Origin of the sequence: Roseovarius sp. MBR-6 (assembly GCF_040547525.1) — a bacterium.
Classification (GTDB): Bacteria; Pseudomonadota; Alphaproteobacteria; order Rhodobacterales; family Rhodobacteraceae; genus Roseovarius.
The window spans coordinates 21,084-38,430 of record NZ_JBEPPW010000011.1 but is presented as its reverse complement, the minus strand read 5'-3'; the positions used below and the strand labels follow the sequence as shown (position 1 = coordinate 38,430).

The following is a 17,347-nucleotide window of genomic DNA, read 5'->3' as shown; positions in this document are numbered from 1 at the left end:
CGCCCGTCACGCCGGAGGCGTGCCGATCAAAAGCGGCGCACCTTTGGTGCGACGGGCGGTCGGGCGCTCGCGCGGCGGCGCGTGCCGCGCCTTGAGTCCGCGCGGGGTGCCGCATGACTAAAGAGCGCCTCTACCTCTACGACACCACCTTGCGCGACGGGCAGCAGACCCAAGGTGTCAGTTTCTCCACGCCGGAGAAAATCCAGATCGCCCATGCGCTCGACCGGCTTGGCGTCGATCATATCGAGGGCGGCTGGCCGGGGGCGAACCCGACGGACAGCGCGTTTTTCGACGCGGCCCCCACAACCCGCGCACGCCTTACCGCCTTTGGCATGACCAAGCGCGCGGGGCGCTCGGCGGAAAATGATGACGTGCTGGCCGCCGTCCTCAACGCGGGCACGCGCGCCGTATGCCTTGTCGGCAAGACCCATGATTTCCACGTCACCGCAGCACTCGGGATCGGGCTTGAGGAAAACACCGACAATATCGCCAAATCCATCGCCCATCTGGTGGCCGAGGGGCGCGAGGCGCTGTTCGATGCGGAGCATTTCTTTGACGGCTACACCGCCAATCCCGCCTATGCGCTGACCTGCCTGCGCGCCGCGATGAAGGCGGGCGCGCGGTGGATCGTGCTCTGCGATACCAATGGCGGCACGCTGCCCACGGAAATCGGGCGCATTGTAAGCGAGGTGATCGACGCGGGTATTCCCGGCGACCGGCTTGGCATCCACACCCATGACGATATGGGCCTTGCCGTGGCGGGCAGCCTTGCGGCGGTGGATGCAGGCGTGCGCCAGATACAAGGCACGCTCAATGGCCTTGGCGAGCGCTGCGGCAATGCCAACCTGACCACGCTCATCCCGACGCTTCTGCTCAAGGAACCCTATGCCAGCCGGTATGAGACCGGCGTCACGCGCGACGGCCTGCGCGGCCTGACCGCGATCAGCCGACAGTTGGACGAGATCCTCAACCGCGTGCCGCTGCGGCAGGCGGCCTATGTGGGGGCCTCGGCCTTTGCCCACAAGGCGGGGCTTCATGCCAGCGCGATCCTCAAGGACCCGAGCACCTATGAGCATATCGCCCCCGAACTGGTCGGCAATCAGCGCATCATCCCGATGTCCAATCAGGCCGGGCAGTCGAACCTGCGCCAGCGGCTGAGCGAGGCGGGGATTGTGGTAGAACCGGGTGATCCGGCCTTGGCGCGTCTGCTCGACACGATCAAGACACGCGAGGACGAGGGCTATACCTATGACAGCGCGCAAGCCAGTTTCGAAATCCTCGCGCGCAAGGAACTGGGGCAGATGCCCGAATTCTTCGAGGTCAAGCGCTACAAGGTCACGGTGGAGCGGCGCAAGAACAAGTATGACCGGATGGTAAGCCTGTCGGAGGCCGTCGTGGTGGTCAAGGTGGGTGGCGAGAAGAAGCTGTCGGTCTCTGAATCGATGGATGCCGAGGGCTGTGACCGGGGGCCGGTCAACGCGCTGGCCAAGGCGCTGGCCAAGGATCTGGGCCCCTATCAGGACCAGATCGCGGATATGCGGCTGGTGGATTTCAAGGTGCGCATCACCCAAGGCGGCACCGAGGCGGCGACCCGCGTCATCATCGACAGCGAGGACGGGCAGGGGCGGCGCTGGTCCACGGTGGGGGTCAGCCCGAACATCGTCGATGCCAGTTTCGAGGCGCTTCTGGATGCGATCAACTGGAAGCTGCTGCGTGTTTGATGCCGATCTGACCGCCTGCGCCGATCTGGTGCGCCGCGCCGATCCGTCCCGGTTCCGCGCCACCATGGCCGGGCCGGTGGCGGCGCGCGGGCGGCTATTCCCGATCTACGCCTTCAACGTCGAGGTGGCGCGCGCGCCCTGGGTGACGAAGGAGCCGATGATCGCCGAAATGCGGCTGCAATGGTGGCGCGATGTGCTGGCCGAGATTGCGGGCGGCGGCGCGGTGCGGCGGCACGAGGTTGCCACGCCGCTGGCGGGGGTGCTCGATGCGACGGGCGCGCGCCTGCTCGATGCGCTGATCGAGGCGCGCCGCGCGGATATAGAGCGCGCGCCCTTCGCGGATGAGGCCGCCCTTTGGACCTATCTCGATGCCACGTCGGGCAACCTCATGCGTGTGGCGGCGCGGGTGCTGGGGCCTGCGGGCGAGGAGGCGTTGCGCCCCGCCGGTCTGGCGCTCGGGTTGGCGAACTGGTTGCGGGCAATCCCGGCGCTCGAGGCGGCGGGCCGTGCGCCGCTGCCTGATGGGCGGGCGCAGGCCGTGCGGCGTTTGGCGCAAGAGGGCTTGGCGCATCTGCGCGCGGCGCGGGCGCACCGCGCCGGGGTGTCGCGCGCCGCGCGCCCCGCGCTGCTGCCGCTCTGGGAGGCGGGAATGGTGCTCTCCCGCGCGGCGCGCGATCCGGCGGCGGTGGCGGCGGGCAGGCTCGATCCCGCGCCGATCACGAGCGGCGCGCTGCTGGCCTTTCGGGCGTTTTCGGGGGGCTGGTAGGGTTCCGGCACCCTGCACAAGGCTTGAGTAATGGGCCTTGCACAGGGCACCGGAGAGACAAGCGGCGCTGGAGAGCCGCTATTCTGCTGACGAGAAGGGACAATATCCGTCAGGGTCCGTGAGTGGTGCGAAACGACGCAAGGTCACTGTTCGACATCTGGAACGATCGGTCAAATAACAACACCGTGCGCCCCCCGTGATCGGCGGCTTACCGCTCGGGCAGGTTGGCCGTCGCCACCTGCGCCGCCTTGATCTGGTCCGAGGTGCGGCGGCTGCCGTCATGGCTCCAGCCCGGCGGCTTCAGGCAGTAATTCAGCCGGTCGCGCAGGGTGATCCCCGGCTGCGTCACGTCGCGGAAAATGCCGACCCATTCGTGAAAGGCAACACGCACCGGGTTGAACGTGCCGAGATTGTGCACGAGGCCGTAATCGACGCGCTCAGCCGGGTCTTCGGGGGTGAAGGTGCCGAAAAGCTTGTCCCAGATGATGAAAACGCCCGCATAATTGCAATCGAGATAGCGCGGATTGCGCCCGTGATGGACGCGGTGATGGCTTGGCGTGTTCATGATCCACTCGAACCAGCGGGGCATCCGGCCAATGGCCTCGGTATGGATCCAGAACTGGTAGATGAGGTTGAGCCCGCCGACGAAGAGAACCATGGCCGGATGAAATCCGAGAAGGATCAGCGGCGCGCGCACGATCATCATGAAGGTGAAGGTGCCGGTCCATGTCTGGCGCAGCGCCGTGGTCAGGTTGTACTGCTGCGAGGAGTGGTGATTGACATGAGACGCCCAGACCCAGCGGATGCGATGGCCGAAGCGGTGCACCCAGTAATAGCGCAGGTCATCGAGCACGAAGCAGAGCGCGATCACCCAAACCGACTGCCCCAGATCGAGCGGCGTGATCTCCCACAGCAGCATGAAGAAGCCGTAGGCGACAAACCCCAGCACGATCCCCTCGGCCACATTGCCCGCGCCCATGATCAGCGAGGTGAGCGCGTCGCGCGTCTCGTAGCGCCCGCCGCGCCCCCGGAGCACGATCCAGAGCAGTTCCGCGAGGATGGCGGCGATGAAGAGCGGCATCGCGAGGGTCACCACGTCGGGAAAGGTCAGGGTGTCGCTCATGGTGCCTCCAGAATCGCTTGCCACTGTGCCGCCTCCTCGGGTGAGAGCCGCAGGCGGATGCGCGGCGCGGTGTAATCGGGCAGGTCGAGCGTGAGGCCGGACCCCGTAGCGGCAAGCCGGGCACCGGCAAGGGGGCGCGCCGTTGTATCGGCCCCCATTGGCCAGACCACGCCGTGCCCGCGCGCCGTCTCGATCAGCGCGGCGCTGCGCGCGCGGCAGAGCATCACACGCAGGGGCGGATCGTCGGGATATTCGCGCAGCCAGGCCAGCCGCGCGTGCGCCTCATCGGCGATCACGGCAGGTCTGGACAGCCCCAGCAGGTGCAGCAGAAGCGCGATTCCCGCGATTCCCGCAATCACCATCGGCAACAGGATGCTGAGCGGCATGGTTTCCCCTCTCCCGCCCGATTTAGGCAAGGCCGGTGCGGCCTTGTCAAAGGGGGCGTTGCGTCACATGCACCGCGCCGCTCAGGTGCCGCCGCGTGTGGCCAGCAGATCGAACGAGATGACCACCTCGAAGCCGAGCGATCCGGGGTCCTGCGTGCCCATGCCGATGGCGAAGTCGCGCCGGTCCACGGTCAGGCTGCCCTCGGCGCGCGCCGTGCCGTCCTCGATCGTGAGGGTGAAGGGCATCTCGACCGGCACGCTCTTTCCCTTGATGGTCAAGGTGCCGCGCGCCACATGGCCCTCCTCCGCCATCAGATCGGCGGCAAAGGTGGCGGTGGGGTATTCGTCTGCGTTGAAGAATTCCTTGCCCATGGCCTGCAACGTGACCGAACCAAGCGTGAGCGAGGGGATTGCCACCACCACCTCGACCGCGCCGTGACGCCCCTCTGCATCGGGGGTCTCTGCATAGGTGATGGCGGCGGTCCAGTCGGCGAAACCGCCGGTGACCTCCGATCCCATCTGGCGCACACGGATTTGCAGGCTACCCTCCTGCACGGTCCAGTCCGATTGCACGGCGGCCAGCCTCTCGTCGCTTGCGCCCGCGCGCGTCTCGAACCAGCCCAGCCCCGCCGCGCCAGCCAGCACCGCGCCCCAGAGCGCCAGCGCCGTCACCAGGGAGGCGACATGCCCCGGTTGGCGCGTCGTGGGCTGGCCCGGCGTCAGACCGGGCAGCATCCGGCGCAGGGTTGCGTCGCCATCGAGCACATGATGCTTGAGCGCGCCCGCGACATGCGCGGCCAGCGCGCCCGCGAGGGTGATCACGAACACAAGGTGAAGCGTGGCGGCGGTCTCCGACACCATCTCGGATTTCGGAACGAAAGGCAGGTCCTGCCCGAACGGCCACCAGATCGGCGCAAAGCCGGTGGTGGCGGCGTGGTGCACCCAGCCCGAGAGCGGCACCAGCACCAGCGAGCCGTAAAGCAGCCAATGCACCGTCTCCGCCGCCCAGGCCTCGAGCCTCCGGTCACCGTTCAGCAGCCCCGGCTTGGGTTGCATGAGCGCCCAGAGGATCCGCGCCAGCGCCACGAAGAACACCGCGACGCCGGTCGTCTTGTGGATCGAGAAGAGCAGCGCCGCGCGCGCGATGAGCGCATCGCCGCCGCCCGCCTGCGCCGCTTCCGCCGCCTCTGCCGCGACCCAGCCGAGCGGCAGGTTGGCAAGGATCAGAAGCGCGGTGAGCCAGTGAAAGCTCTTGGTAACAGCGCCGTAGGTGGTGGCGGAATTGGTCAGCGGCATCGCGCGCCCTCCTTGGAGATTTGGGGCGCAATGTAACCGGAACGCGTCGCGCGTCCATCGCCAGATCCGCACAAGCGCCGTGCGCGCACGCGTAAAACCGCGTTGCCTTGGGCCGCGCGGCGATGTATCGGAAGGCGCATTTCGCGGGAGGGACCAGATGAGCCGTGCATTCGTTTTTCCCGGACAGGGCGCGCAGGTGATCGGGATGGGCGCGGATCTCGCCGCCGCCTATCCGGCGGCGCGGGCCGTGTTCGACGAGGTGGACGACGCCCTTGGAGAAAAACTGTCGGCGCTGATCTGGGAGGGCGCGCAGGAGGCGCTGACCCTGACCGAGAACGCGCAGCCCGCGCTCATGGCCACCTCGCTTGCCGCGCTGCGCGCGCTGGAGGCCGAGGGCGCAGGCATCGGTGCCGCCCGCTTTGTCGCCGGTCACTCGCTTGGCGAATATTCGGCGCTGGCCGCTGCGGGGGCGCTCAGCGTGGCCGATTGCGCGCGACTGCTGCGCATCCGCGGTCGCGCCATGCAGGCGGCGGTGCCGGTGGGCGTGGGCGCGATGGCCGCCCTTCTGGGCCTCGATTTCGACACCGTCCGCGCGGTGGCCGAAGAGGCAGCACAAGGCGAGGTCTGTCAGGCGGCCAATGACAACGATCCCGCGCAGGTCGTGGTCTCGGGTCACAAGGCCGCCGTCGAGCGCGCGGTCGAGATCGCCAGGGCACGCGGCGCGAAACGCGCGGTGATCCTGCCCGTGAGCGCGCCCTTTCACTGCGCGCTGATGCAGCCCGCCGCAGAGGTCATGGCGCAGGCGCTCGGCGATGTGGCGATCACGGCCCCCGTCGTGCCGCTTGTCGCCAATGTGCGGGCCAGCGCGGTCAGCGATCCGGCGGAAATCCGCGCGCTGCTGATCGAGCAGGTCACCGGCGCTGTGCGCTGGCGCGAGTCGGTGCAATACATGAGCGGTGAGGGCGTCACCGAGATCTGGGAGATCGGCGCGGGCAAGGCGCTGTCGGGCATGGTCCGGCGCATCGACCGCGCCATCGCCTGCCGGGCCATCGGCACGGCGGCAGAGGTTCAGGAGGCCGCGGCAACGCTCGGCTGAGCGGGGCAGGGCAGAAAACGAGGGTAACATGTTCGATCTGACGGGAAAATCCGCGCTTGTCACCGGCGCGTCGGGCGGTATCGGGGCGGCCATCGCGCGCGCGCTGCACGGGGCCGGGGCCACGGTCGGGCTGTCGGGCACGCGGGTCGCCCCGCTCGAGGAACTGGCGGGCGAGTTGGGCGGTCGCGCCCACGTTCTGCCCTGCAATCTGGGCGAGGCGGCGGCGGTCGAGGCCCTGCCCAAGGAGGCCATGGCCGCCATGGGAAGCCTCGATATCCTTGTGAACAATGCAGGGATCACCCGCGATCAGCTCTTCATGCGGATGTCGGACGAGGACTGGAGCGATGTGCTCAACGTCAATCTCACTTCGGCGATGCGGCTCTGCCGAGCCGCCGTGCGCCCGATGATGAAGGCCCGCTGGGGTCGCATCGTCAATATCGGTTCGGTCGTGGGCTCGACCGGCAATCCCGGACAGGTCAACTATGCCGCCGCCAAGGCGGGGCTGGAGGGCATGACCAAATCCATCGCGCACGAGGTCGCGACTCGCGGCATCACCGCCAATGTGGTCGCCCCCGGCTTTATCGCCACGCCCATGACCGACAAGCTCACCGACGATCAGAAGGCCGCGCTCAGCGCGCGGATTCCCGCCGGACGCATGGGCACGCCCGAAGAAGTGGCCGCCGCCGCGCTCTATCTTGCCAGCCCCGAGGCGGGCTATGTCACCGGGGCCGTGCTGCATGTCAACGGCGGTCTGGCGATGCTCTGAAGGGGCGAAAGCGGCCACGATCCGACCGAGTGAAAGCATTTGCCATTGCCTTTCTCTGTGCTATAGGCCACGGCAGCTTTGACCGGAGGGGGCGCGGTTTCCTTCGGTGGCCTGAACGGATCAGGCAGGCGAAAGCCGCCCGCGACGGGCACCATCCATAGCCGCTTCCCGGCGAGGGCGGAGGCAGACCACAGGGCAGATCGCCCGCGACAATATGAGGAACGAGACATGAGCGATATCGCTGACCGCGTGAAGAAGATCGTGGTGGAACATCTGGGCGTCGAGGAAGACAAGGTCGTGGACAAGGCCTCGTTCATCGACGATCTGGGCGCAGACAGCCTTGACACGGTCGAACTGGTGATGGCGTTCGAGGAAGAGTTCGGGATCGAGATCCCCGATGACGCCGCCGACACCATCCAGACGGTCGGCGACGCGGTGAAATTCATCACCGAAGCCTCCTGATCCTCGTCTCCTGACGATGATGAAAAGGCCCCGCCCCGGCGGGGTCTTTTGCGTTTCGGGCGGGTGGGGGCGCTGCCCCCGCCGCGCCTCTGGCGCGACTCCCCCGGAGTATTTTGCGAACGATGAAGCCGCACGCGCATGACGGCGACGGGAATCGCTGCTATCATGCCGATTTGGGACCAGACCGGGCGGGCGCGGGCGGGCAAGCATGGCCCGTCCGGCGGGAAAGCCGGAAATCTCAAGGGAGCGCCCCCATGATCATCTATCCCACAATGGAAATTCTCGGCGGCAAATGCGTGAGCCTCACGCGCGGGCGGCTTGACGCGCCGGTGATCTGGCATGTCGATCCGGTCGAGACCGCGCGCGGCTTTGCCCGCGCCGGGGCCGAATGGATGCACCTGACCGATATGGACGGGCTGACCGGGGTCAATGGCAACAACGCATTGATCGAAGAGATCATCCGTGCCGCGGGCATTCCGGTGCAGCTTGGTGGCGGGTTCCGCTCGCGTGACGCCATCGCCCGCTGGATCGACAAGGGGGCCGGTCGCATCGTGGTGGGCACGCTCGCGGTGCAGGACCCCGAGACGGTGCGCGCACTGGCGAAATACCATCCCGACCAGATCGTGGTCTCGGTCGATATCTGGCGGGGGCAGCTCATGACCCATGGCTGGCAAAGCCCGAGCGCGATTTCCGCCGGGGATTTCATCGCGGCTTTCGACGGTGTGCCGCTTGCGGGCATCATCATCACCGATATCGACGCCGATATCGAGGAGAGCGACGGCAGTCTCGGGCTCATCTCCGGGCTGGCCGCCAAGACGCGCCATCCGGTGATCGCGCGCGGCACGGTGCGCCATGTCGATGACGTGGCACGCCTGCGCTACATCCCCAATATCGCCGGGGCAATGATCGGTCGCGCGCTCATGGCCCGCGATGTCGATCTGGCCGAGGCGCTCGCGGTGGCGCGCCCCGCCGCCGAGCCGACGGCGGCGTTTCTCTGATGGGCGCCGCGTCGCTCTTGCCCCTTTCCATCAAGAAAGGGTAAGAGCGGCGGAAGCGAAGCAGGGAAAGGGCAGCATGATGCGGCGTGTCGTTGTCACGGGGCTGGGTCTTGTGACCCCTCTGGCCGATGGGGTGGAGTTGAGCTGGAGCCGTCTTCTGGCGGGCAAATCCTGCGGGGGGACCATCACCCGTTTCGATCCGGTGAACGTGGTGACGAAATATGCCTGCGAGATCCCGCTTGGCGATGGCACGGGCGGCACCTTTCTGGCGGATCGCTACATGGAGCCGAAAGAGCGCCGCAAGGTCGATGATTTCATCCTCTACGGTGTGGCCGCGGCACAGCAGGCGGTCGAGGATTCGGGCTGGATGCCCGAGGATGACGCGGCGCGCGAGCGCACCGGCGTGTTCATCGGCTCAGGGATCGGCGGGCTGCGTTCCATCGAGGAGACGGCCAATCTGGTGCGCGACAAGGGTGTGCGCCGCGTCTCGCCCTTCTTCATTCCGGGCGCGCTGATCAACCTCATATCGGGGCAGGTCAGCATCCGGCACGGGTTCAAGGGGCCGAACCATTCGGTGGTGACCGCCTGCGCCACCGGCGCGCATGCCATCGGTGACGCGGCGCGGCTGATCATGTTCGGCGATGCCGATGTGATGGTGGCCGGGGGGGCCGAGGCCTCGATCTGCGAACTGGGCATTGCCGGGTTCAACGCCTGCAAGGCGCTCTCGACCAAGCGCGCCGACACGCCCCATGCCGCGAGCCGTCCCTATGACGCGGATCGCGACGGGTTCGTGATGGGCGAGGGGGCGGGCGTCGTGGTGCTCGAGGAATACGAGCACGCCAAGGCGCGGGGCGCGAAGATCTATGCCGAGATCCTGGGCTATGGTCTTTCGGGCGACGCCTTCCACATCACCGCGCCCGCCGAGGACGGCGACGGCGGCTTGCGCGCCATGCGCGCGGCGCTGCGCAACGCGGGGCTGGAGCCGTCGGCGATCGACTATGTCAACGCGCACGGCACCTCGACCATGGCCGATGTGATCGAATTGCGCGCGGTCGAGCGGCTTCTGGGCGACCACGCGGGAGAGGTCACCATGTCCTCGACCAAATCCTCGACCGGGCACCTGCTTGGGGCCGCGGGCGCGGTCGAGGCGATCTTTTCGATCCTCGCGGTCCGCGATCAGGTGGCCCCGCCGACCATCAACCTCGACAACCCGGCGGTGGAGACGGTGATCGACCTTGCCCCCAACGCCAAGCGGGCGCGCAAGATCGACGTGGCGCTCTCCAACAGCTTTGGCTTCGGCGGGACCAACGCGGCGCTTGTGGTGGGCAAGGTGCGCTGATGTGGCGCCACATCGTCTCCAATGTCCTGACGCTGCTGGTGGTGGTGATGTTCCTGCTGGGCGGCGCGATCCTCTGGGGGCAGTCGCAATATACCGCGCAGGGCCCGCATGACGAGGCAATCTGCCTCCGCGTTGCCCCCGGCAGCACCATGCGCCGCGTGTCGCGGCAGTTGGAAGACGAGGGCGCGGTCTCGAGCGGTGCGATCTTTCGCGTCGGAGCCGATTACGGCGAGCGCCATGACGATCTGAAGGCCGGAAGCTGGCTCATCCCCGAGGGGGCGAGCATGGCCGAGATCACCGATATCATCACCCGCGGCGGCGCGAGCACCTGCGGCACCGAGATCGTCTGGCGCATCGGTGTGACCGCCATGGACGTCACCGTGCGCGAGCTTGACCCGGCCACGGGCCGCTTTGTCGAGCGGGCGCGCTTTGATCCCACAGGCGACGAGGCTGCGCCGGAGGTTTATGCGACCATGCGCGCGCGCGCCGATACGCGCTACCGCGTGGGCTTTGCCGAGGGGCTGACAAGCTGGCAGGCGGTCGAGGGATTGAAGGCCGTCGAGGTGCTGAGCGGCGAGGTGTCCGGGATCCCGCCCGAGGGCAGTCTTGCGCCCGACAGCTATGAGGTGCGCGCAGGTGATGACCGCGAGAGCGTGCTGGCGCGGATGGCGGCGGCGCAGGAGGTCATCCTGGCCGCTGCGTGGGAGGGGCGTGTCGAGGGGCTGCCGCTCGACAGTCCCGAGGAGGCGCTGATCCTCGCCTCGATCATCGAAAAGGAAACCGGCGTGCCCGAGGAGCGGCGTCAGGTGGCGAGCGTCTTCGTCAACCGGCTGCGTCAGGGGATGCGGCTTCAGACCGACCCGACGGTGATCTATGGCGTGACCGAGGGGCGCGGCGTGCTGGGGCGCGGTCTGCGGCAGAGCGAATTGCGCGGTGCCACGCCGTGGAACACCTATGTGATCGACGGGCTGCCGCCCACGCCCATTGCCAATCCGGGCCGTGCGAGCATCGAGGCGGCGCTCAACCCCGAGCAGACGGATTTCATCTTCTTCGTGGCCGATGGAAGTGGCGGACATGCCTTTGCCGAAACGCTCGACGAACACAACCGCAACGTCGCCCGCTGGCGGCAGATCGAGGCGGAGCGCGCCGGGAACTGAGCGGCGCGCGGATGGACGGGCCGAAAAGGTGAGTATTTCTGGAACGATGAAGGAGCAGGCGCGATGAGGCTACCCTGTCCGCTTTGCGGTGCGCGCGATATCCGGGAATTCAGCTATCTGGGCGCGTCGCTGATGCGGCCTGCGGGCGACGACTGGGGCCCCGGTTGGGACGATTACCTGCACAACCGCGACAACCCGGCAGGCGAGACCGACGAGCTTTGGTATCACGGGCAGGGGTGCGGGGCCTGGCTGCGGGTCACGCGCGACACGGTGAGCCATGGTGTTGTTTCGGCGCGGCTTGCGCGCGGGGAGGCGGGGGCATGAGGATCGAGGGCCGGGGGCGCGGGATCGACCGGGGCCGCGCGTTGCGGTTTTCCTTCGACGGGCAGGGATATGAGGGGTTTGCGGGCGACACGCTGGCCTCGGCGCTGCTGGCCAATGGCGTGCGTATGGTGGCGCGGTCCTTCAAGTATCACCGCCCGCGCGGGGTGATGACGGCAGGCAGCGAGGAACCCAATGCGCTGGTGACCGTGGGTCGCGGCGCGGCGCAGGCCCCCAATCAGCGCGCGACGGTGGTGGAGGTGAGCGAGGGGCTGGAGGTGCTGAGCCAGAACCGCTGGCCCTCGCTCGGGTTCGATGTGCTGGCGGTCAACGATCTGCTGGCGCCCTTTCTGGGCGCGGGCTTCTATTACAAGACCTTCATGTGGCCCCGCGCCTTCTGGGAACGGCTTTACGAGCCTGCGATCCGGCGCGCGGCGGGTCTGGGGGCCCTGTCGGGCGTGGCGGCCGAGGACGGCTATGAGCGCGCCCATGCCCATTGTGATCTCCTGGTGATCGGGGCGGGACCTGCGGGGCTGATGGCGGCTTGGGCGGCAGCCGAGGCGGGGGCGGATGTGATCCTCGCCGAGGAGGATACGGCCCCCGGCGGGCGGCTTCTGGCCGAGCGCGAGGAGGTGGACGGGCAGGCGGGCGCGGATTGGGCGGCCGGGCTGGCGGCACGGCTGGCGGCCATGCCCAATGTGCGGATCATGACGCGCACCGCTGTCACCGGGGCCTATGACGGTGGCACGTATGGCGCGTTCGAGCGCAGCGGGCCGGATCTCGCGGCACAGCCCGGCGCGCCACGGGGCTGTTTCTGGCGGATCGTCGCGCGGCGCGCGGTGCTGGCGGCGGGGGCGCTGGAGCGGCCCGTGGCCTTCGCCGACAATGATCGGCCCGGTGTGATGATGGCAGGCGCGGTGCGCGCCTATCTCAACCGCTGGGGCGTGGCACCGGGGCAATCGGCCGTGGTCTTCGGCAATAACGACGGCGCGCATCGCACCGTGGCCGATCTTCAGGGCGCGGGCGTGCATGTGGCGGCGCTTGTTGAGGCGCGCACCGGGGTGGCCTGTGCGCTCGATGTGCCGGTCTACGAGGGCGCGCGGGTCTGCGGCACAGCCGGACGGCGCGGGCTCGAGGCGGTGACGCTCGCCACGGCCAAGGGCGAGGTGCGGCTCGCCGCCGATTGTCTGGCGGTGTCGGGCGGCTGGAACCCGACGGTGCATCTGGCCTGTCACATGGGCGCGCGGCCGGTCTGGGACGAGGGGCGTGCCGCGTTCCTTGCCCCCGAGGGGGCAGTGCCGGGGCTCTGCGTCGCGGGGGCGGCGGCGGGGCATTTCAACACCCGTGCCTGTCTTGAGAGCGGGCTTGCCGAGGGGCGGCGCGCGGCCGAGGCGCTGGGCCTCAGCCCGCCGGGTCTTGATCTGCCCGCCGCAGAGGACGGGCGCTATGACATCCTGCCGCTCTGGCATGTGCCGGGGCGGGGTCGGGCCTGGCTCGATTTTCAGAACGATGTGACGGTCAAGGATGTGGAGCAGGCGGCTGCCGAGAATTTCCGCTCGGTCGAGCATATGAAACGCTACACCACGCAAGGAATGGCCCCCGATCAGGGCAAGAATTCCAACGTGGCGGCACTCGCGGTGCTGGCCGAGGCCACGGGGCGCACGATCCCCGAGACCGGCACGACCACCTTTCGCCCGCCTTACGTGCCCGTTCCGATTGCCGCCATGGGGGCGGGCGCGACGGGCAAGAGCTTTGCGCCCGAGCGGCTGACCACCTCGCACGGTGCCACCGTCGCGCGTGGTGCGCCGATGATCGAGGCGGGGTTGTGGTATCGCCCAAGCTATTTCCCGCGCAAGGGCGAGAGCCATTGGCGCGAAAGCTGCGACCGCGAGGTGGCGATGGTCCGGCAGGCGGTGGGGGTCTGCGATGTCTCGACCCTTGGCAAGATCGATGTGCAAGGCCCTGATGCGGCACGGTTCCTCGATTTCGTCTATACCAACGCCATGTCGAAGCTGGCCGAGGGGCGGGTGCGCTATGGTCTCATGCTGCGCGAGGACGGGCATGTGATGGATGACGGCACCTGCGCGCGACTGGGTGCGGCGCATTACCTTGTGACCACCACCACGGCGGCGGCGGGGCAGGTGATGAAGCACCTTGATTTCGCGGCTCAGGTGCTGCGGCCCGATCTCGATGCGCGGGTGATTTCTGTCACGGAAGCGTGGGCGCAATTCGCCGTCGCGGGACCCAAGGCGCGCGAGATGCTGGCGGGTGTTCTGGAGGCGATGCCCGACCTGCCGTTCATGGGCTGTGCGCCGGTGCGGATCGGGGGCATTGCGGCGCGGCTCTTCCGTATCTCGTTCTCCGGCGAGATGGGCTATGAGATCGCCGTGCCCGCGCGCTTTGGCGCCGCCCTGTTCGACCGGCTGGTGGCGGGGGCCGAGGCGCTGGGCGGCGGGGCCTACGGGATGGAGGCGCTCAACGTGCTGCGGATCGAGAAGGGGTTCATCACCCATGCCGAAATCCATGGCCGGGTCACGGCTTTTGACATCGGGATGCAGGGCATGATGAGCAAGGCCAAGGACTTCATCGGTCGCGCGGCGGCCTCCCGTCCGGGGCTGATCGAGGAGGGGCGCGAGCAACTGGTGGGGCTGAAACCCGTGGGCGAGGTGCGCGAGATCCTTGCCGGGGCGCATCTTTTCGACGAGGGGGCCGAGGCGGTGAGTGCCAACGATCGGGGCTATGTGACCTCGACCTGCTATTCGCCCACGCTGGGGCATGCGATTGCGCTCGGGTTTCTTGCGCGGGGGCGGGCGCGGATCGGCGAACGGGTGCGCGCGGTCGATCATCTGCGCGGCTCTGCCACGGTCTGCGAGGTCTGCGCGCCCGGCTGGGTCGATCCCGAGGGAGGGCGGATGCGTGGCTGATCTGGTGGAGAGAAGCCCTTGCGCGGGGCTGGTGCCGGTCACGGCGGGCGCGCTGCGCCTCTCGGAGGTTGCCTTGGGGCCGATCACATCCGTCGCGCCCTTCAAGGGGCAGGCGGCTGCGGTTGACGGGATGCTGCGCGCGCAGGGGCTGGGCTGGCCCGCGCCGGGGCAGGTGATCGGTCAAGGGGCGTCGCGGGTGCAGTGGTTCGGCCTCGATCTGGCGCTGCTCATCGGGGTTGCGCCGGGGGCGGGGCTGGCGGAGCACGCGGCGCTCGGCGATCAGTCCGACGGCTGGGCGGTGCTGCGGCTGGACGGGGCCGGGGCGGGCGATGTGCTGGCGCGCCTGACCCCGCTCGATCTGCGCGAGAGCGTTTTCGGCGTGGGGCAGACGGCGCGCAGCGATCTGGGTCACATGGCGGCGGCGATCACGCGGGTCGAGCGGCAGGCGTTTGAAATCATGGGTTTCCGATCCATGGCCGGAACGCTGGTGCATGAGATTTCCATCGCCATGGCACGGGTCGCGGCGCGGCGAAATTCCCCTGTCCTTGGGCGCTGACACGGCCGCTGATCTGGCCTAGACTGCGCCCGGATCAATGCCGGAGACCCATCATGCGCGCCCTCTTCGCCTGCCTTCTCATCGCCTTGCCCCTGGCCGCCACGGCGCAAAACCCGATCTGCGCGCCCACGGGCGAGATCGTCGCCGCCGCCGTCGCGGCGCGCAAGGCGGGGCAGGGCGCAGAGGCCGCCAAGGCCGGGATCACCGCCGATCTGGGCGCGGCGAAAGCGGCCTACGCGCCTGCGGTGCCGCCCATTGTGGACTGGGTCTTTGATCTGCCCGAGGCCGATCTGCAAAAGGATGTGGCCGGGTCCTGGGTCACGCAATGCGAGGCGCAGTGACCCACTGGACAGTCGCGCACCCGAGGCCGATATATAGGGCATGAGCCTGCCACCGGGATTCCTCGACGAATTGCAATCGCGCCTGTCCATCACGCAGGTCGTGGGCCGCAAGGTCCTGTGGGACAACCGCAAATCCAACCCGGCCAAGGGTGACATGTGGGCACCGTGCCCCTTTCACCAGGAAAAAACCGCGTCTTTTCATGTGGATGACCGAAAGGGGTTTTACTATTGCTTTGGCTGCCACGCCAAGGGCGACGCGATCTCCTTTGTCCGTGAGACCGAGAATGTCGATTTCATCGAAGCGGTGCGCATTCTGGCCTCCGAGGCCGGGATGCCGATGCCCGAGCGCGACCCGCAGGCGCAAGCCAAGGCCGACCGGCGCGGGCAGTTGGCCGAGGTGATGGAGCAGGCCGTCAAATATTTCGGCCTGCAATTGCGCAGCGGGGCGGGGGCGGCTGCGCGTGATTATCTGAAGGGCCGCGCGCTGGCACCGCAGGTGCAGGAGCGGTTCGAGCTTGGCTTTGCCCCGGGTGGCTGGCAGGGGCTCTGGGATCACCTGACGGGCAAGGGCGTGCCCCCTGACCTCATCCTCGCCTGCGGGCTGGCGAAGGAAAGCGACAGGGGCAGCAAACCCTATGACGTGTTTCGCAACCGCATCATGTTTCCGATCCGTGACGCGCGCGGGCGCTGCATCGCCTTTGGCGGGCGCGCGATGGACCCCGGTGACACCGCCAAGTATCTGAATTCCCCCGAAACCGAGCTTTTCGACAAATCCCGCACGCTTTATAACCACGGCCCTGCGCGCGAGGCGGCGGGCAAGGGGCAGCCGCTGATCGTGGCCGAGGGCTATATGGACGTGATCGCGCTGGTGGCGGACGGGTTCGAGGCGGCGGTGGCCCCTTTGGGCACTGCCGTGACCGAGCATCAGATGCAGATGCTGTGGCGTATCGCCGATGAGCCGCTCATTGCGCTTGATGGCGACAAGGCCGGGCTGCGCGCCGCGCTTCGCGTGGTCGATCTGGCGCTGCCGCTGCTCGAGGTCGGGAAATCGCTGCGCTTCGTGCTCATGCCCGAGGGCAAGGACCCGGACGATCTCTTGCGCGCGGGCGGCGCGCGGGCGATGCAGACGCTGATCGACGGCGCACAGCCAATGGTGCAGCTTTTGTGGCGGCGCGAGACCGAGGGACGCCGCTTTGACAGCCCCGAGCGCAAGGCGGCGCTGGAACGGGTCTGCCTTGAGGCGACCGGGCGGATACGCGATCCCTCCGTTCGGGGCTTTTACGAGCGTGAACTCAAGGATCTGCGCTGGCAGTTGTTCAACCCGCGCCGCGCGCCCCGTGCCCCGCAACACGGTGCACGCAAGGGCCGGTGGCAGCCGCCCGAAAACGCCCGTGCCAGCACGATATCGTCGGCTCTGGTCTCTGCCGATGCCACCGAGGCGGTGCGGTTGCGCGAGGCGGTGATTCTTGCCGCGCTCATGTCCTGTCCCGAGATGGCCGAGGAGTTCGAGCCGCAGATCGAACGGATGGACTGCCGCGACCCCGAGCACGCCGCACTTCGGGCGGCGATCCTGCGCCATGCCCATGCCGGGGCCGAGACCTTGCGCGCGCAGATCACGGCGGAAATCGGGGACGGTCCTCTTGAAAAGCTGATGCGCCTGCCCCACGTCGCCATTTCACCGCCGGTGCGCCATCCCAATGATGCCGAGCGCGCCGCGCTGACGCTGCGCGAGGAATTTGCCAAGCTGAGCGCGGTCAAGGGTGCCGAGGCGGAACTGCGCGAGGCGGTGGAGGATATCGAGGGGCTGGCCGACGAGACGGTGACGTGGCGGCTCCGGCAGGCGGCGGAGGCGCGCAACCGCGCGATTCGCAGCCAGCATGAGGACAGGACTGAATATGACACGGGTGAGAATGGCGCGCGGCTCAAACGAGAGGAACGGGCGGAATTCGCCGCCCTTCTGGACCGGCTGGGCATGGGCAAACCGCCACGCTGAGAAATTTTCGTGAGGAAGACAAGGGAAATACCGGGTAGACGGGTGTGCGAATCACCTTACCGCGCTATTGATTCGCGTTAACGAATCACCCCGCCCGCAGAA

General features: G+C 68.1%; 16 protein-coding genes. 13 read left to right on the top strand and 3 right to left on the bottom strand.

From position 1 onward, the window contains the following. Positions 1–113: 113 nt before the first annotated feature. The gene (cimA, locus tag ABIE57_RS13700; protein WP_354539593.1) at positions 114–1,721 is read left to right on the top strand and encodes a citramalate synthase; all 1,608 of its coding nucleotides are present in this window, start codon (positions 114–116) and stop codon (positions 1,719–1,721) included. Further along, positions 1,714–2,487 (top strand): phytoene/squalene synthase family protein, encoded by a 774-nt coding sequence (locus ABIE57_RS13695; protein WP_354539592.1) that lies wholly within the window; start codon positions 1,714–1,716, stop codon positions 2,485–2,487. The genes cimA and ABIE57_RS13695 overlap by 8 nt, the downstream gene beginning before the upstream one ends. Before the next feature lie 208 nt (positions 2,488–2,695). Here the strand turns inward: ABIE57_RS13695 and ABIE57_RS13690 are convergent, their stop codons facing one another. The 3 genes from ABIE57_RS13690 to ABIE57_RS13680 form a co-directional block, all read right to left on the bottom strand. Next, the gene (locus ABIE57_RS13690) at positions 2,696–3,610 is read right to left on the bottom strand and encodes a sterol desaturase family protein (RefSeq protein WP_354539591.1); all 915 of its coding nucleotides are present in this window, start codon (positions 3,608–3,610) and stop codon (positions 2,696–2,698) included. After that, the gene (locus ABIE57_RS13685; RefSeq protein ID WP_354539590.1) at positions 3,607–3,996 is read right to left on the bottom strand and encodes a hypothetical protein; all 390 of its coding nucleotides are present in this window, start codon (positions 3,994–3,996) and stop codon (positions 3,607–3,609) included. The genes ABIE57_RS13690 and ABIE57_RS13685 overlap by 4 nt, the downstream gene beginning before the upstream one ends. An 81-nt stretch (positions 3,997–4,077) precedes the next feature. Then, complete coding sequence (locus ABIE57_RS13680) at positions 4,078–5,292, bottom strand: cytochrome b/b6 domain-containing protein (RefSeq protein WP_354539589.1); 1,215 nt, start codon at positions 5,290–5,292, stop codon at positions 4,078–4,080. A 157-nt stretch (positions 5,293–5,449) separates the two neighbouring features. Between ABIE57_RS13680 and fabD the strand changes: the two genes are divergently transcribed. From fabD to dnaG, 11 genes are all read left to right on the top strand, one after another. Further along, positions 5,450–6,388 (top strand): ACP S-malonyltransferase, encoded by a 939-nt coding sequence (gene fabD / locus ABIE57_RS13675; RefSeq protein WP_354539588.1) that lies wholly within the window; start codon positions 5,450–5,452, stop codon positions 6,386–6,388. Positions 6,389–6,416: 28 nt separating this feature from the next. Continuing rightward, complete coding sequence (gene fabG, locus ABIE57_RS13670; RefSeq protein WP_354539587.1) at positions 6,417–7,154, top strand: 3-oxoacyl-[acyl-carrier-protein] reductase; 738 nt, start codon at positions 6,417–6,419, stop codon at positions 7,152–7,154. A 228-nt stretch (positions 7,155–7,382) separates the two neighbouring features. Next, complete coding sequence (locus tag ABIE57_RS13665) at positions 7,383–7,616, top strand: acyl carrier protein (protein WP_104017639.1); 234 nt, start codon at positions 7,383–7,385, stop codon at positions 7,614–7,616. A 254-nt stretch (positions 7,617–7,870) separates the two neighbouring features. After that, on the top strand, positions 7,871–8,614 hold the full coding sequence (locus ABIE57_RS13660) for a 1-(5-phosphoribosyl)-5-[(5-phosphoribosylamino)methylideneamino]imidazole-4-carboxamide isomerase (protein ID WP_354539586.1): 744 nt from the start codon (positions 7,871–7,873) through the stop codon (positions 8,612–8,614). 79 nt (positions 8,615–8,693) lie between these two features. Continuing rightward, a complete protein-coding gene (gene fabF, locus ABIE57_RS13655) occupies positions 8,694–9,953 on the top strand; it encodes a beta-ketoacyl-ACP synthase II (protein WP_354539677.1) in 1,260 nt (419 codons plus the stop codon). Next, a complete protein-coding gene (gene mltG / locus ABIE57_RS13650) occupies positions 9,953–11,110 on the top strand; it encodes an endolytic transglycosylase MltG (RefSeq protein ID WP_354539585.1) in 1,158 nt (385 codons plus the stop codon). The genes fabF and mltG overlap by 1 nt, the downstream gene beginning before the upstream one ends. Positions 11,111–11,173: 63 nt before the next feature. Then, positions 11,174–11,434 carry a sarcosine oxidase subunit delta gene (locus tag ABIE57_RS13645; RefSeq protein ID WP_354539584.1) on the top strand — a complete coding sequence of 87 codons (261 nt, stop codon included), beginning with the start codon at positions 11,174–11,176 and terminating at the stop codon, positions 11,432–11,434. Continuing rightward, the gene (locus tag ABIE57_RS13640) at positions 11,431–14,355 is read left to right on the top strand and encodes a sarcosine oxidase subunit alpha family protein (protein WP_354539583.1); all 2,925 of its coding nucleotides are present in this window, start codon (positions 11,431–11,433) and stop codon (positions 14,353–14,355) included. The genes ABIE57_RS13645 and ABIE57_RS13640 overlap by 4 nt, the downstream gene beginning before the upstream one ends. Further along, on the top strand, positions 14,348–14,911 hold the full coding sequence (locus ABIE57_RS13635; RefSeq protein ID WP_354539582.1) for a sarcosine oxidase subunit gamma: 564 nt from the start codon (positions 14,348–14,350) through the stop codon (positions 14,909–14,911). The genes ABIE57_RS13640 and ABIE57_RS13635 overlap by 8 nt, the downstream gene beginning before the upstream one ends. A 53-nt stretch (positions 14,912–14,964) precedes the next feature. Beyond that, a complete protein-coding gene (locus ABIE57_RS13630) occupies positions 14,965–15,252 on the top strand; it encodes a DNA primase (RefSeq protein ID WP_354539581.1) in 288 nt (95 codons plus the stop codon). Positions 15,253–15,292: 40 nt separating this feature from the next. Then, positions 15,293–17,245 (top strand): DNA primase, encoded by a 1,953-nt coding sequence (gene dnaG, locus ABIE57_RS13625; RefSeq protein ID WP_354539580.1) that lies wholly within the window; start codon positions 15,293–15,295, stop codon positions 17,243–17,245. Positions 17,246–17,347 lie beyond the last annotated feature (102 nt).

Excerpts from the sequence above, each read along its gene's own strand:
- fabG (WP_354539587.1), top strand. The coding sequence starts at position 6,417 with ATGTTCGATCTGACGGGAAAATCCGCGCTTGTCACCGGCGCGTCGGGC.
- cimA (WP_354539593.1), top strand. The coding sequence starts at position 114 with ATGACTAAAGAGCGCCTCTACCTCTACGACACCACCTTGCGCGACGGG.
- ABIE57_RS13660 (WP_354539586.1), top strand. The coding sequence starts at position 7,871 with ATGATCATCTATCCCACAATGGAAATTCTCGGCGGCAAATGCGTGAGC.
- ABIE57_RS13640 (WP_354539583.1), top strand. The coding sequence starts at position 11,431 with ATGAGGATCGAGGGCCGGGGGCGCGGGATCGACCGGGGCCGCGCGTTG.
- dnaG (WP_354539580.1), top strand. The coding sequence starts at position 15,293 with ATGAGCCTGCCACCGGGATTCCTCGACGAATTGCAATCGCGCCTGTCC.
- ABIE57_RS13645 (WP_354539584.1), top strand. The coding sequence starts at position 11,174 with ATGAGGCTACCCTGTCCGCTTTGCGGTGCGCGCGATATCCGGGAATTC.
- ABIE57_RS13680 (WP_354539589.1), bottom strand. The coding sequence starts at position 5,292 with ATGCCGCTGACCAATTCCGCCACCACCTACGGCGCTGTTACCAAGAGC.
- ABIE57_RS13630 (WP_354539581.1), top strand. The coding sequence starts at position 14,965 with ATGCGCGCCCTCTTCGCCTGCCTTCTCATCGCCTTGCCCCTGGCCGCC.
- ABIE57_RS13665 (WP_104017639.1), top strand. The coding sequence starts at position 7,383 with ATGAGCGATATCGCTGACCGCGTGAAGAAGATCGTGGTGGAACATCTG.
- ABIE57_RS13685 (WP_354539590.1), bottom strand. The coding sequence starts at position 3,996 with ATGCCGCTCAGCATCCTGTTGCCGATGGTGATTGCGGGAATCGCGGGA.
- fabF (WP_354539677.1), top strand. The coding sequence starts at position 8,694 with ATGCGGCGTGTCGTTGTCACGGGGCTGGGTCTTGTGACCCCTCTGGCC.
- ABIE57_RS13690 (WP_354539591.1), bottom strand. The coding sequence starts at position 3,610 with ATGAGCGACACCCTGACCTTTCCCGACGTGGTGACCCTCGCGATGCCG.
- mltG (WP_354539585.1), top strand. The coding sequence starts at position 9,953 with ATGTGGCGCCACATCGTCTCCAATGTCCTGACGCTGCTGGTGGTGGTG.
- fabD (WP_354539588.1), top strand. The coding sequence starts at position 5,450 with ATGAGCCGTGCATTCGTTTTTCCCGGACAGGGCGCGCAGGTGATCGGG.